Source organism: Micromonospora parathelypteridis, assembly GCF_014201145.1.
Classification (GTDB): Bacteria; Actinomycetota; Actinomycetes; order Mycobacteriales; family Micromonosporaceae; genus Micromonospora; species Micromonospora parathelypteridis.
This window is the reverse complement of record NZ_JACHDP010000001.1, coordinates 5,906,974-5,921,193: the sequence shown is the minus strand read 5'-3', so window position 1 is coordinate 5,921,193 and position 14,220 is coordinate 5,906,974. Positions and strand designations below refer to the sequence as shown.

The 14,220-nt window shown below is 71.0% G+C and carries 11 protein-coding genes; 6 read left to right on the top strand and 5 right to left on the bottom strand.

Annotated features, from left to right (window positions below):
- Genes HNR20_RS26800 through HNR20_RS32795 form a run of 5 tightly spaced genes read right to left on the bottom strand, consistent with a single transcriptional unit; the run spans window position 1 to window position 9,566 of the window.
- Window positions 1-732 (bottom strand): 4'-phosphopantetheinyl transferase family protein, encoded by a 732-nt coding sequence (locus HNR20_RS26800; protein WP_184185272.1) that lies wholly within the window; start codon window positions 730-732, stop codon window positions 1-3.
- A complete protein-coding gene (locus tag HNR20_RS26795) occupies window positions 732-5,858 on the bottom strand; it encodes a non-ribosomal peptide synthetase (protein WP_184185269.1) in 5,127 nt (1,708 codons plus the stop codon). The genes HNR20_RS26800 and HNR20_RS26795 overlap by 1 nt, the downstream gene beginning before the upstream one ends.
- Window positions 5,855-8,194: a xanthine dehydrogenase subunit D gene (gene pucD, locus HNR20_RS26790; protein ID WP_184185266.1), complete on the bottom strand. Its 2,340-nt coding sequence runs from the start codon at window positions 8,192-8,194 to the stop codon at window positions 5,855-5,857. Before pucD ends, HNR20_RS26795 begins: the two co-directional genes overlap by 4 nt.
- Window positions 8,191-8,664, bottom strand: coding sequence for a (2Fe-2S)-binding protein (locus HNR20_RS26785; protein WP_184185263.1), 474 nt, complete (start codon window positions 8,662-8,664; stop codon window positions 8,191-8,193). The genes pucD and HNR20_RS26785 overlap by 4 nt, the downstream gene beginning before the upstream one ends.
- On the bottom strand, window positions 8,655-9,566 hold the full coding sequence (locus HNR20_RS32795) for an FAD binding domain-containing protein (protein ID WP_221309927.1): 912 nt from the start codon (window positions 9,564-9,566) through the stop codon (window positions 8,655-8,657). Before HNR20_RS32795 ends, HNR20_RS26785 begins: the two co-directional genes overlap by 10 nt.
- Before the next feature lie 216 nt (window positions 9,567-9,782).
- On the opposite strand from HNR20_RS32795, the gene HNR20_RS26775 reads away from it, so the two are divergent.
- The 6 genes from HNR20_RS26775 (at window position 9,783) to HNR20_RS26750 (ending at window position 14,205) form a co-directional block, all read left to right on the top strand.
- A complete protein-coding gene (locus HNR20_RS26775; RefSeq protein WP_184185260.1) occupies window positions 9,783-9,995 on the top strand; it encodes an MbtH family protein in 213 nt (70 codons plus the stop codon).
- A gap of 146 nt (window positions 9,996-10,141) precedes the next feature.
- Window positions 10,142-10,990 carry a 3-hydroxyacyl-CoA dehydrogenase family protein gene (locus HNR20_RS26770; RefSeq protein WP_221309926.1) on the top strand — a complete coding sequence of 283 codons (849 nt, stop codon included), beginning with the start codon at window positions 10,142-10,144 and terminating at the stop codon, window positions 10,988-10,990.
- 15 nt (window positions 10,991-11,005) lie between these two features.
- Window positions 11,006-11,254 carry an acyl carrier protein gene (locus tag HNR20_RS26765; RefSeq protein ID WP_184185257.1) on the top strand — a complete coding sequence of 83 codons (249 nt, stop codon included), beginning with the start codon at window positions 11,006-11,008 and terminating at the stop codon, window positions 11,252-11,254.
- Window positions 11,154-12,176, top strand: a complete 1,023-nt coding sequence (locus HNR20_RS26760) for an acetaldehyde dehydrogenase (acetylating) (RefSeq protein WP_229687293.1) — start codon at window positions 11,154-11,156, stop codon at window positions 12,174-12,176. Before HNR20_RS26765 ends, HNR20_RS26760 begins: the two co-directional genes overlap by 101 nt.
- Entirely contained in the window at window positions 12,173-13,204 is a 1,032-nt protein-coding gene (gene dmpG, locus HNR20_RS26755) for a 4-hydroxy-2-oxovalerate aldolase (RefSeq protein ID WP_184185254.1), read from the top strand. The genes HNR20_RS26760 and dmpG overlap by 4 nt, the downstream gene beginning before the upstream one ends.
- 26 nt (window positions 13,205-13,230) lie before the next feature.
- On the top strand, window positions 13,231-14,205 hold the full coding sequence (locus HNR20_RS26750) for a methyltransferase (protein WP_184185251.1): 975 nt from the start codon (window positions 13,231-13,233) through the stop codon (window positions 14,203-14,205).
- The last annotated feature ends 15 nt before the right edge of the window (window positions 14,206-14,220 follow it).

Genomic DNA, 14,220 nt, shown 5'->3' with positions numbered 1-14,220 from the left:
CTACCGCAGCACCGCGGCCGCGTCGTGGTTGGCGATGACGGCAGGTTCCGATCCGAGCACCGCGACCGCGGCGCGGTGCTCGTCATCGCTGTCCAGGTCGTACACCCGCACGACGGGCAGGTCGGGCCGTCCGGGCCACGTCCCGATCCACCCACCGGGCGCGGCCGGTACGAGCTCGAGGCTGCCAACCGGGACACGCAGACCCGCACCGGTGGCCTTGACGGCCGCCTCCCTGCGCGCCCACCTCTGGGTGAAGGGCGCCGCCCGTGCCGGGACGGGCAGATCCCGCAACGCTCGCAGCTCGTCGGAGGGCAACGCGAACCGGCCGAGGGCGGCGTGGTCCAACGTCGGGTCCAACCGTTCGACGTCCACCCCGACCGGGCGGCTCCGACAGGTACTCACCACCACCCACTGCCCGGAATGGGACACCGACACCTCCATCGGCGGGCCTTGCGGGTGTGCCCGGCGGTCCAGTCGCACCTTGCCGTGCGGGCGGGGGCAGTCCGGACAGGTCCGCGTCAGGCGAACGCGGGCCGGCTGCACGCCCAGGTGCTGGGCGAACAGCCGGCGTACCAGTGTGGCGCCGGTGAGGAACCGGGCCCGGTCGTCGGGACGCCGGTAGGCGTCGTAGCGCTCCCGCTCGCCAGGCTCCAGCAGCGGCAGCCAGGCCGGGTCGGCCCGCCGGTGTTCCGCCCACCAGACGTCGACGTCGACCGCGTGCCCGGTTCGCATCAGCTCGCCAGCCGAGTCGCCTCGTCCTCGGTCATCGCCTCGATCTCGGCGAGGATGGCCTCCTCGACCCAGGACGACGCCGAAGCCACCGTGGGACGTTCGAACATCATGCCGATCGGCACGTGCAGCTCGAACGCGCCGCGCATCCGCATCACCGCGCGGGTCACCAGCAGCGAGTGCCCGCCCATGGCGAAGAAGTCGTCGTCGGGGCCGATCCGCTCGATCCCGAGCACCTCCGCCCAGATCCGGCCGACCACCTCCTGCGTCGGATTCGCGAGCGGGGCCGACTCGTCCGGCGTGGGGGCGCCCCCGGCCTGCGGAGGCGGCAGTTGCTGCCGGTCCAGCTTGCCGTTGCCGAGCCGAGGCAGCGCGGCAAGGACATGGATCGACGTGGGCACCGCGTACGGGGGCAGCACCGAGCTGAGATGCTCGCGGATCATCGCCGTGGTGGGTGGCGCGTCCGACCGCAGCACCACGTACGCCGCCAGCCGCTTGTCACCGGGCACGGCCTCCCAGGCGATCACCGCGGCGTCGGCGACGCCGGCACAGCCCAGCAGCGCCGCCGTCACCTCGCCGAGCTCGGTGCGTACGCCGCGGATCTTCACCTGGTCGTCGCGCCGCTCCAGGAACATCAGCTCATCGTCGGCGCGCCGGCGACCCCAGTCGCCCGTTCGGTACAGCCGCTCCCCTGGCCGGGTCGGGTGCGGCACGAAGGCGGCAGCGGTCAGGGCCGGGTTGTTGAGGTAGCCGCGGGCCAGGCCGAGGCCACCGATCCACAGCTCGCCGGGGGCGCCGTCCGGCACCGGCCGCAGGTTCTCGTCCAGAACCCACACCTCGTTGTGGTCGAACGGGGTGCCGATGGCGACCGACCCGGCGGTCCCAACGCCGTCCGCCTCCACGCAGACGTGGCAGGTCGAGTCGATCGAGACCTCGGTGGCCCCCCAGGTGTTGTCGAGGGTGACCCGGTCGCCGAAGACCTCGTGGAACCGCCGCACCAGTCGCGGGCGCAGGGCCTCGCCGCTGGACAGCATGGACCGCAGCCTCCCCATGGCGGCGACGTCCTCGGGCGTGATCGCCTGCAGGAAGAGGTCGAGCACGCTGGGCACGAACTGCACGTGCACCGCCTCGCTCGCGATGACCGCGTCGATGATCGCCCGCGGATCCAGGTGCAGGCGCGGCGGCAGGAGCGCGACCCGTCCGCCGGCCAGCAACGGCCAGAGGATCTCCACCGCGGCGTCGTCGAAGGTGAGGGTGGTCTTGTGCAGGACGGCGTCGCCCGCGGTGAGCGGGTGGTGCCGCTGCATCCAGGCCATCCGGTTCAGCCAGCCGCGGTGGCTGCTCGCCACGCCCTTCGGCCGGCCGGTGGAGCCCGAGGTGTAGTACACCGAGCACAGGGCGAGACTGCGCCCCTCGCCCCGGCGGTCCTGTCCGGCCGCCCCGGCCTCCGCCTCCACCTCGTCGAGGTCGTGCAGCGGCTCCAGGGCGACGGGTGTCACCACCCCGCAGCCGATGCCGATGAACGTGTCGGCGACCCCAGGGTCGACGACCGCTACCCGGGCACCGGAGTCCCCCACGATCTGGACGATCCGCGCCTGCGGCGTGTCGGTCTCGATCGGCAGGTAGGCGGCGCCCGCGTGGAGAATGCCCAGCAGTCCGGCCACCATGTCGACCGATCGGTCCATGCACAGCACCACCGGCTCGTCCATGGCCACCCCGCTGTCGCGCAGGCGCGCGGCGACCAGGGCCGCATGCCGGTCCAGTTCGGCGTAGCTGAGGGCACGGTCGGGCCCGGAGACCGCGACGGCGTCCGGCGTACGCCGCGCCTGCGCCCGGATTCCCTCGTGCAGCAGGGTTTCCAGGTCAAGTGCCGCGTCGGGGCCACGGAGGCAGGGCTCGGCATCACTGTAGGTGAGCATCGACAGGCGCATCCCCGGATCGGCGACGACCTGCTCGAGCACGGCGTGGAACTGGGTCATGAACCGTTCGATCGTGGGGGCGTCGTACAGCGCCGTGTCGAACTGCACGCCGTATTCGAGGCCCTCGTCGGTCAGGTCGAAGTTCAGCATCAGGTCGTACTTGGACACCTCGTCGGGGGTCGGCAACACCTCGACGCCGAGCCCGGGCAGCCGGGCCGGGACCGTGGGCGCGCTGTTGTACTTGACCAGGATGTTGAACAGCGGCGTCCGGGACAGGTCCCGCGTCGGCTCCATGATCCGCACCAGGTGGTCGAACGGCACGTCCTGGTGGGCGTACGCCTCGACGGCCCGGTCGCGGGTGCGCACCAGGAGATCGGTGAAGGTCGGATCGCCGGACAGGTCGTTGCGCAGCACCAGGATGTTCACGAACAGCCCGATGAGGTCGGCCGTCTCCGGCCGGGCGCGCTCGGCGACGGTCGTGCCGATCGTGACGTCCGACCGGCCGCCGTAGCGGGCGATCAGGGCCTCCGAGGCCGCCAACAGCAGCATGAACGGCGTCGCGCCGTGCCGGCGCGCCAGGGCCGTCATCCGGTCGGTGAGCTCCGCGGGGAGTTGCGCCACTCGGGTGTCCCCGCAGGTCGACCGGCGCGGCGGCCGCGGATGGTCGGGCGGCACCTCCGTGGCCACCGAGCCGGCGAGCGACTGCTGCCAGAAGTCGATCTTGCGTTCGAGCGTCGCGCCGCTCAGCTGGGCATCCTGCCGCAGCGCGATCTCGGCGTACTGGCCGGGCAGGGCCGGCCAGTCGGGCACTCGGCCACCGGTGAACGCCTCGTACGCGCCGGCCAGCTCCTCCAGCAGGATGCGGTGCGACCAGCCGTCGAAGGCGATGTGGTGGGCGGTGAGGCACAGGACGTGCAGTTGCGGACCGCAGGCCAGCAGCACCGCGCGCAGCGGCAGCTCGGACTCCAGCGTGATGGGCCGGACCGCCTCGGCGGCGACCTCGGCCGCAATGGCGTCCTCGGCCACCGTCCGGACCTCGACCCGGAAGTCGCCAGCCGGGCGCAGCACCCGTGCGGGCACCGAGTCGCGTACCTCGAACCGGGAGCGCAGCACCTCGTGCCGCTCGACCACCGCGGTGAGGGCGGCGCGGAGCGCCTCGACGTCCAGCGGGCCGGTGATCCGCAGCGCCATCGGAATGAGGTACTCGGGGCTTCCCGGGTTGAGCTGGTCGAGGAACCACAGCCGCTCCTGGGCCAGCGGCAGCCGGGCCGACCCGTCGGTCGGCCCGGCGTCATCGATCGCGCCGGGCGTCTGCGGCGCGGCGGTCAGCTGGTCCTGCGTCGCGACCTCGGCGAGGCCCTCCTCGAGCGTCGCCGCGAACCCGGCCACCGTCGGGTAGCGGAACATGTCGCGCAGCATGGTGTGCTCGGGCAACAGCGGGAATGCGTCGGCGCAGGCCATCACGATCTGGCTGGCCAGCAGGGAATGCCCGCCGAGATCGAAGAAGTCGTCGTGGATGCCCACTTGGCGGACACCCAACGCGGTCGACCAGAGGTCCGCGACAGTCCGCTCCACTGTGGTACGCGGAGCGGTGTAGGGCGACTCCCCCAGCTCAGCGGGATCAGGCGGCTCGGGCAACGCCTTGCGGTCGACCTTCCCGTTACTGTTCGCCGGAACGGCGTCGATCGCCACGAACGCGCTCGGCACCATGTAGGTGGGCAGTCGCTCGGCCGCCCACCGGGCGAGATCGGCGTGCGCGGGCGCTTCGGTGCCCGGCGCCACCACGTGGTAGGCGACGATGGCCTTGTCGCCGTTGCGCTCGCGTACCACGGCCACCGCGTCGGCCACGGCCGGATGGGCCAGCACGGCACTGCGGACGTCACCGAGCTCGATCCGGTATCCGCGGATCTTGACCTGGTCGTCGACCCGGTCCAGGAAGTCCAGGACGCCGTCGGGCCTGCTGCGGGCGATGTCACCCGTGCGGTACAGGCGCGTGCCCGGACGGGTGGCGAACGGGTCGGGCACGAAGCGCTCGGCGGTCAGGCCGGGCCGGTGCAGGTATCCGCGCGCCACTCCGGCCCCGCCGAGGTACAGCTCGCCCGCCTCGCCCCGGGCGACCGGCTCCAGGTCGTCGGTGAGCACGTGGGCCGTGTAGTTCGACAGTGGCCGGCCGATCGGTACGAGGTCGCCCGGGTCGTCGACGACGCTGATCACCGCGCCGACAACCGTCTCGGTGGGGCCGTACTCGTTGACGATCAAGGCGCGCGGCGCGAGTCGTCGCCAGTCGCGGACCGACTCTGGCGACAGCACCTCGCCGCCCACCACGAAGGAGTGGACCGAGTCGATCGGTCCCCGGCCCACGACACGCGGGCGCAGCGCCTCGAAGTGCGTCGGGGTCAGCTTGACCACCTGGAAGTCGAGATCGGGGCGGACCAGCAGGTCGGCCAGATGGTCCAGCGTGTTCTCCTCGGGCACCACCCACACCGGGCGCCCGGTGGTCAGCGGCAGGAACAGGGCGGTGACGGTCAGGTCGAAGCTCAGTGGCGAGTGCAGCGGTGCGCCATCCCGACCGCCGGTGTCGCCCAGCACCGCACCGATCGCGGTGAGGTAGTTCGCGAGCCCGCCGTGCGTGATGGCCGCGCCCTTCGGCTGACCGGTCGAGCCCGAGGTGAAGATGACGTACGCCAGCGATTCGGGGTGGTTGACCACCCCGAGGTCTCGGTCGTCGTAGGGGTCGGAGCCGAGTTCGGCCAGGGTGAGGACCGGTCGACCGTCGACGGACGGCAGGACCCGGTCCTCCTCGTCGAGGATCAGCGCCGGTCGGGCGTCGTCGAGCATCTGCCGCAGCCGGAGGACAGGCAGGTTCCGATCCAGCGGCACGTAGGCGCCACCCGCCTTGAGCACCGCCCACAGGGCCGTGATCAGTGGCACCCCCCGGCGCAGCAGCAGCGCGACCCTGCTCTCCGGACCGACCCCGCGGTCGGCCAGGGCACGGGCCAGGCGGTTGGCGCGGGCGTTCAATTCACCGTACGTCACCCGCTCGTCGCCATCGACGATCGCGAGGGCGTCCGGCCGCTCGGCGGCGAGGCGCTCGAACCGCCCCACTGCGGTGGCCGTCGCGAGCACGGCATCGTCGCCGTGCTCGCGACGGTGCAGTTGGTGCGGCGCCGGTGCCAACGGGAAATCGACGCGTGGAAGGGTCTCGGTCACGATGTCACCTCTCGGTCATGGTTTCGGTCGACTGCCGCTGCCTTGTCCGCGCCGGCGTCGGCCCACCAGCCCCACGGCTCCGGCGGGGGCGCGGTGGTGAGGTCCTGTGGGCGTACGGGCACGCGGTGGAGGTCGACGCCGGTGGCGTCGCGGACTGCCGCCACGATCGCCGGGGTGCTGGAGAGCGTGGGCGGCTCACCCGCGCCACGCAGCCCGTAGGGCGCGTGCGGATCGGGGTGTTCGAGGATCGACAGGGTCATCTCGGGCATGTCCAGCATCGTGGGGATCAGGTAGTCGGTGAAGGACGGGTTGCGGATGACGCCGTCCACCACGACCGCCTCCTCCAGCAGCGCCAGCCCGAGGCCCTGGGCCGAGCCGCCGTGGATCTGGCCCGCCAGGGACACGGGGTGCAGGACCCGGCCCACGTCCTGTACCGCAGCCAGCTCGACCACCCGGACCAGGCCCAGGTCGACGTCGACGTCGACCACCGCCCGGTGGGCGCAGACGGCGAACTGCACGTGCGAAGCGCCCTGTCCATCGGCGTCCAGCGGCACCGTCGGCCGGTGGTGGAACTCGCGGGTCTCCTCGACCGGTCCGTGCCGCAGCAGCTCGGCCAGCGGCACGTCGGCCCGGCCCGGAAACAGGCTCGTGGCGACGGCCGCCAGGCGGGCGCGGATCGCCGCGCAGGCCGCCTGCACCGCGCCGCCGGTCATGTACGACTGCCGCGAGGCCGAGGTGGATCCGGCGGACCCGACATTGGTGTCCGCGGGCAGGATCTCCACCCGTTCGACCGGCAGTTCGGTCGCGACGATCTGGGCCAGTACGGTCAGCAACCCCTGGCCGACCTCGGCGGCGGCCGTGTGCACGATCGCCATTGGTCCGTCATCGCGCAGCTCCAGCCGTAGCCGGGCGGTCGAGTGGTCGTCGAACCCCTCCGAGTAGCAGATGTTCTTGATGCCGATGCCGTATCCCACCCCGCGCCGCACGCCCTCGCCGCCGGTGGTGGCCCCTACCCCGCCGGGCAGATCGCGCGGGTCGAGTGGGTCCGCGGGCGGCGGCAGCGGCGTGGCGCGCAACGCGTCGAGGATCTCCGCGATCGGGATCGGGGCGTCCACCAGTTGTCCGGTGGCGATCCGGGACCCCTGGCGCACGGCGTTGCGGGCGCGCACCTCCAGGGGCTCCAGGCCGCACGCGCGGGCGAGGCGGTCCATCTGCGACTCGTACGCGAAGCAGGTCTGCACGGCGCCAAAGCCGCGCATCGCGCCACAGGGCGGATTGTTGGTGTAGACGCCATAGACGTCCACCAGGACGTTGGGTACCTCGTACGGGCCGACACCGAGCGAGGCGGCGTTGCCGACGACCGCCGCGGTCGACGACTGGTAGGCGCCACCGTCGAGGATGACCTCGGCGCGCACGTAGACCAGCCGGCCGTCGTGGTCCGCGCCGTGCTCGTAGCGCAGGATCGCCGGGTGCCGGTGGACGTGGCCGACGAACGACTCGTCCCGTAGGTACGCCATCCGGACCGGCCGCCCGCAGGTGAGGGCGAGCAGGCAGGCGTGCGCCTGCATCGACAGGTCCTCCCGGGCGCCGAACGCCCCGCCGACGCCGGCCAGCGTCAGCCGTACCTTCTCCGGCGGCAGGCCCAGCACGGCCGCGAGCTGGTCGCGGTCGACGTGCAGCCACTGGGTCGCGGCGAAGAGTTCCACGCCGCCGTCGGCGGCGGGCAGGGCCAGCCCGGACTCGGGTCCGAGGAAGGCCTGGTCCTGCATGCCCACCCGGTACTCGCCGCGCACCACCACCGCGGCGGGAACCGCGACCTCGCCGCGCCGGATGCGCTGGTGGCGTACGACGTTGTCGTACGCGTCGTGCACCAGCGGGGCGTCCGGATCGAACGCCGAGCGCCACGGGTCGGTCAGCGGGGTTTCCACCGCGTACTCGACCTCGATGAGCGAGAGAGCACGCCGGGCCGTCACGGCGTCCTCGGCCGCCACCAGCGCGACAGGTTCTCCCTGGTATCGAACCCGGTCGCCGGCAAGGACCGGCTGATCGCGGCGGTCGAGACCGGTCGTGCGGGCGGCCGGCAGGTCGGCGTGCGTCAGCACGGCATGTACGCCCGCGAGCCGCCGGGCCGCCTCCGCGCGGATGCCCACGATGCGCGCCCGGGGGTGCGGGCTGCGCAGGGTCGCGCCGAACAGCGCCTGCGGGTGCCGCAGGTCAGAGGAGTACGCGAACTCCCCGCGGGCCTTCAGCGGCCCGTCGGGCCGGCGAGGGCTGGCGCCGATGCCCGCCGAACCGGCCATCGTCAGCGCGACCGGGCGGCCGGTAACCGTGGTCATCGCACCTCCCGACTCGCTCGCCACGCGCAGCGCACCGCGTGGATGATGGTCACGTAGCCGGTGCACCGACAGAGGTTGCCGGCCAGCGCCTCCCGGATGTCGTTGTCGCTCGGCTCGACGCGCCGGCTCATCAGCTCCTGCGCCGCCACGAGCAGGCCGGGCGTGCAGAAGCCGCACTGGACGGCGCCAGCCGCGAGGAACGCCTCCCGCAGGATGACCACCGCCGGGACGTCGACGAGCCCTTCCACGGTCTCCACCGAGCCGCCGTCGGCCTGCCCGGCGGGCACCAGGCACGCGTTGACGCACCCGCCGTCCAGCAGCACGGTGCACGAGCCGCACTCGCCCTGCTCGCACGCGTCCTTGGTGCCGGTCAGGCCAAGGTCGTCGCGCAGCAACCGCAGCAGGCTGCGTTCGGGCGCTACGCGGTCGGCGACCACCGGCCGGCCGTTGACCTTCATCGTCAGTCGCATTGAACCTCCCGCCAGGCGCGGCACACCGCCCGCTCGGCGAGCACACCCAGTGCGTGCCGGCGGTAGTCGGCGGTGGTGCGGATGTCGTCGATCGGATCGGCCGCCTCTCGGACCAGCCGGACGAACTCGGCCACCAGCTCGGCTGGAAGGGTGTCACCGCCGACAGCACGCATCGACTCGACGAGGAAGCGTTCGGCGGCCCAGGCGCGGCGCGCGGTGGGCGCGGCCGCGCCGAAGGCGACCCGCACCCGCTGCCCGTTCGGGTGAATGGACAGGGCGAGCGAGCACAGCGCGATGGCCATGGCGGATCGGCGGCCCACCTTGGCGAACAGCTGCGGACCGGTGTGCGGCTGGACGAGGACAGCAGTGATCAGCTCGTCCGGGGCGAGTACGGTGCGCTGCGGTCCGAGGAAGAAGTCGGCGAGTGGTACCAGCCGGGCGCCACGCAGCGACCGCATTTCGATCTGTGCGTCCAGGGCAAGCAGCGCGGGATGGCTGTCACCTGCCGGCGAACCGGTAGCCAGATTGCCGCCAAGCGTGGCCCGCTGGCGGATCTGGGCAGAGCCGACCGTCCGCGCCGCGAGGGCCAGGCCGGGCAGTCGGTGCGCATACCCGTGCAGGATCGTGCCGAAGGTGACGCCGGCGCCCAGCCGGATCAGCCCGCCGGTGTCGTCCACCCGGCACAGCTCATCCACACGGCTGATGTCCAGCAGCGCCGCCGGCGCCCACCCGCGCAGGTTGGCAGCCACCATCAGGTCGGTGCCGCCCGCGACGACCACGGCACCGCGGGCCCGGGCACGCAGCCGCAGCGCCTCGTCGAGGTCGGCAGGGCGGAGGTAGTCGCTGCGAGGCGCCGCCGAGACGTCGCCCGCTTGGCCGATGAGAGTCGATGTCGGGGTCACACCGCAGTGCTACGCGGCCGTTCTTTCGCCGGGCTGTCGACGTCCTATCTCCGCCGTGCGGTTCGCGGCGGGCCGGCGTGCTCGTGCGCCCCCTCCCGCCTGCCGGTGGCCGGTGGCGACCGGGCGGGAAAGGCGGTTGAAAGGCCGGCGAAAGCGTCGACCGTCAGCCTCGCAGACAACCAAGCAGGGCCGCCTCGACGGCTCTCGGAGGCTGCGATGGGAGAAGACGTGTCCGAGCAGGAACAGCACTACACCGTCGTGGTCAACGACGAGGAACAGTATTCGATCTGGCCAACCGGCCGGACCGTACCGCCCGGCTGGAAAAGCGCCGGCGTGGAAGGCACCAAGCAGGTCTGCCTCGACCACATCGAACAGGTGTGGACCGACATGCGACCCCTCAGCCTGCGCCAACAGATGACCGCGGCCTGAGCGGCCGGACCGGAGTCAACGATGGCCACGACCATCCAGTTCTGTCAATCCGGCGCCAACCCTCGGACGCGGCTGGAGCGGGGCCTCCGGGCCCCCGGCCGATCCACCGACGGCGCTACCCGTCCCCAGCAGAGAGGTACGCGCAAGTGAAGAACATCGGCGTGGTCGGTGCCGGAACCATGGGCATCGGCGTGTCCCATCTGTTCGCCGCGGGCGGCTTCCCGGTCGTCCTGGTCGATGTCGACGAGGCGACGCTGGAGCGCGCGGCTCGGCTCATCGAGCGCAATGTACGGCTCTACCGGATGCTCGATCCGGCGTCGAATGCACAGCCGGCCGAGGTGCTGTCCCGCATCGAGCTCACCACGGATCTCAAGAGGCTCGCCGACGCGGACTTCGTCGTCGAGAACGTCACCGAGGACTGGGCGGTGAAGGGGCCGCTCTACGTCGAGATGGACAGGATCTGCCCGGAGCACTGCGTCTTCGGCGTCAACACCTCGGCCATCCCCATCACCAAGGTGGCCGGCCACGCCGGGCGGGCTGACCGGGTGATCGGCACCCACTTCATGAACCCCGCGCCGATCAAGCCTCTGGTCGAGGTCATCCGCGGCTACCACACCTCGGACGCCACCATCGCGGGCACGCGTGACGTGATCTCGCGCGCCGGCAAGGACAGCGTCGTCGTCAACGATTCACCGGGGTTCGTCACCAACCGGGTGGCCATGATGACGGTCAACGAGGCCATCTGTCTGCTGGACGAGGGTGTCTCCACGGCGGCCGACATCGACCGCCTGTTCGTCGAGTGCTTCGGCCACAAGATGGGTCCGCTGGCCACGGCCGACCTCATCGGCCTGGACACCGTCCTGTACTCGCTCGAGGTCCTGCAGGACCACTTCCGCGATCAGAAGTTCCGGCCCAGCCAGTTGCTCTGCAAGCTCGTGTACGCCGGTCACCACGGCGTGAAGACCGGCCGCGGCTTTTTCACCTACAACATCTAGAAGGAGCAGGAAATCATGAACGAGCGTCTCGGCATCATCCGCGATTTCGTTGGGAGCCACATCAATGGCCTCACCGTTGGCGACGACGAGGACATCTTCGCGACCGGCTACGTGAACTCCCTGTTCGCGGTCCAGCTCGTGATGTTCGTGGAGAACACCTTCGGTGTCACTGCGAACGGAAATGACCTCGATATCGCGAACTTCCGGACGATCAATGTCATCGATGCCTTTGTCGCCGGCAAACTCGCGGTGCCGGCCGCCTGAGAACTCCCACCAACCAAAGGAGACCGGCATGGCTGCGCTGATGACGTCAACCACGGACCCGCTTCGCGTGGCGATCGTCGGCACCGGGAACATCGGTACCGACCTGCTCCTGAAGGTCATCGACTCCCCCGCGCTGCGCTGCGAGATGTTCACGGGGCGCCGTGCCGGATCACCCGGCATCGCGCTGGCCGACTCGCACGGTGTACCCACCAGCGTGGAGGGCATCGATGCGATCGTCGACATCGCCGATCGCATCGACATCGTCTTCGATGCGACATCGGCCAGGGACGCGGCCCGGCACTGGTCGATCATCGAGCCGCTCGGCCCGTCATTCATCGACCTGACTCCGGCCAACCTCGGGAAGTTCTGCGTACCGGCGCTGAACCTCGACGAATGCCTGAACGAGCGGTATCTCGGCATGGTCACCTGTGGCGGACAGGCAGCGGTTCCAATGGCGGTCTGTGTCGCTGAGGCGACGGACGGCCTCGGCTACGTGGAGATCGTGTCGGCGAGCTCTTCCGCGAGCGTCGGCCCGGCCTCCCGAGCGAACCTCGATGAGTACGTCGTCACCACGCAGAAGGCCACCCACCAGTTCTGTGACGTCGACCGGACCAAGACCGTACTGATCATCAACCCCGCCGAGCCCGGGATCGTCATGCGCAACTCCATCACCGCCCTGGCGTCGGAACGCGTCGACATGGACGCCCTTCGAGCCGCGGTGGAGCTCATGGAGAAGCAGATCCAAACCTACGTTCCCGGGTACCGCGTCGTCGTCCCACCGGTCAGGGACTCCAACCGAATCATGATCACCGTCGAGGTCGAGGGTCGCGGTGACTGGCTGCCGCGCGCGGCCGGAAACCTGGACATCATCACGTGCGCGGCCGTGGCGGCGGCCGAGGCGCGATCGGGGAGATCGGTATGAGGACCAACGGAAGTCGCCTGTCTCTCTGCGACACCACGCTACGGGACGGCAACCACGCGGTCTCGCACCAGCTCGGTGAGGCCGACATCCGCGCCTACGCAAGGGCCGCCGAGCTCGCGGGCGCGGACGTCGTGGAGGTCGGCCACGGCAACGGCCTCGGCGCTTCCACGATCCAGGTCGGCATGGCCGCGCTCAGCGACACGGAGATGCTGACGACGGCCAAGGAGGAGCTGCGCAAGGCGCGTCTCGGTGTGCTGTCGATCCCCGGGTTCGCGACCGTCGAGGGCCATCTCAAGCCGGCCCTCGACTGCGGGGTCGACGAGGTTCGGGTCGGCGCCCACTGCACGGAGGCGGACGTGACCCGGCAGCAGATCACCATGCTTCGGGCGATGGGGATCACGGTCAAGGGCATGCTCCTGATGAGCCACATGGCGCCTGCGGCAAAACTGGCCGAACAGGCCAGGATGATGCAGGACTTCGGCGCCGAGGCCGTGGTGCTGATGGACTCGGCCGGCGCCTACACACCGCGGGACGTCACCGAGAAGGTCCGGACCGTCGTCGAGCACCTGGACATCGACGTCGGTTTCCACGCGCACAACAACCTCGGGCTGGCCGTGGCCAACAGCATGGCCGCCATCGCGGCCGGTGCGACGATCGTCGACGTCACCTCCCGGGGATTCGGCGCCGGGGCCGGAAACGCTCCGCTGGAGCTGATCGCGGCGAACCTGCACGTGCGGGAGATCGCGTCCGGGGTGGACCTCTTCGGCGCCCTGGACGCGGCCGACCTCGCCGAGGACCGGTTCGTCAAACATGTCCCCACCAACGACAGCATCACCATCACCAGCGGCATCGCCGGAGTCTTCTCCGGGTTCGCCAAGCCCGTACGCCAAGCCGCGGACCGCTTCGGGGTGGACCCCCGCGAAATCCTGATGGAGCTCGGCCGCCGACGGGTCGTGGCCGGCCAGGAGGACACGATCATCGAAGTGGCGATGACGCTGGCCGCTGATGACAAGCCCGATCCGATGTGACACTCCCAACGCTCTGGAGGCATCGAGTGAAGAATCAGTCCGCAGCCGACCTCGCCGCGGTCGCGACGCTGCTGCAAATCGGCACTGAACTGGGACTAGACCACGTGCTGGAGCCCGGTAACCCGTTCACGATCGCCTCCGCCGCCGAGGCCGCGGGGATCCCGAAGGCGGGCGTCGCCGCGTACGTCGAAACCCTCGCCGCGGCGGGCCTGGTGGTCCCGACGGACGACGCTGGCGTGTTCTGCGCGTCGCCGGACTTCGCCGAGCGCAGGCACGAGGCCGGCTACCTCGCCTGGGCGCTCACCGCCAACAGCCCCCTCGTCGAGAACGCGCGGGAGTTCATGTTCGACAGGGCGGGCTCGGCGAGGGTGCACCCTCGCGACGGGCGCCGGGTCGCGGTGAGCTCACGCTGGATCGGTGAGCGAACCTTCTACCCCGCGGTGCTCAACCGGACCCGAGCGTCCGGTGCGTCGCGGATCGTGGACCTCGGCGCGGGTGCCGGCGGACTGCTCATCCAAGCGCTGCAACAGGACCCGTCCCGCACCGGCGTGGCGGTGGACATCAGCGCCTCCGCCTGTTCCGCCGCTCGGACGGCCGCAGCTCGGGCCGGCGTGGCCGAGCGCATGGAGGTGGTGGAACGGCCGATCGAGTCACTCATCGACGACCCCGATCCCATCAAGGGCGCCGACGTCATTACAGCCTGCTTCGTCCTGCACGACATCGTCCAGAACGACGCGCTGTGTGAAGCCGTGTTGCGTCAGTGCCGCGACGCGCTCCCCCCGGGCGGAGCCATGGTCGTCGCCGACGCCGTCTCGTTCGCCGGTGGAGAGGACGAGCGCAGGTTCAGCGCGCTCTTCACGTACCTGCACGCCGCCTTCATGGAAATCTTCCTGCCCAGCGAGAAGGAGTGGCTGGAGAAGTTCCGGGCCGCCGGCTTCCGTCACGTCGAGAGCCACGCGGAGATCCTGCCCGGTGGCCGACTCTTCGTGGCGGTCAGGTAGTGAGCCCGGGAACAC

Coding starts and splice junctions, on each gene's coding strand:
- HNR20_RS26775 (WP_184185260.1), top strand. CDS start 9,783: ATGGGAGAAGACGTGTCCGAGCAGGAACAGCACTACACCGTCGTGGTC.
- HNR20_RS26800 (WP_184185272.1), bottom strand. CDS start 732: ATGCGAACCGGGCACGCGGTCGACGTCGACGTCTGGTGGGCGGAACAC.
- HNR20_RS26785 (WP_184185263.1), bottom strand. CDS start 8,664: ATGCGACTGACGATGAAGGTCAACGGCCGGCCGGTGGTCGCCGACCGC.
- dmpG (WP_184185254.1), top strand. CDS start 12,173: ATGAGGACCAACGGAAGTCGCCTGTCTCTCTGCGACACCACGCTACGG.
- HNR20_RS26765 (WP_184185257.1), top strand. CDS start 11,006: ATGAACGAGCGTCTCGGCATCATCCGCGATTTCGTTGGGAGCCACATC.
- pucD (WP_184185266.1), bottom strand. CDS start 8,194: ATGACCACGGTTACCGGCCGCCCGGTCGCGCTGACGATGGCCGGTTCG.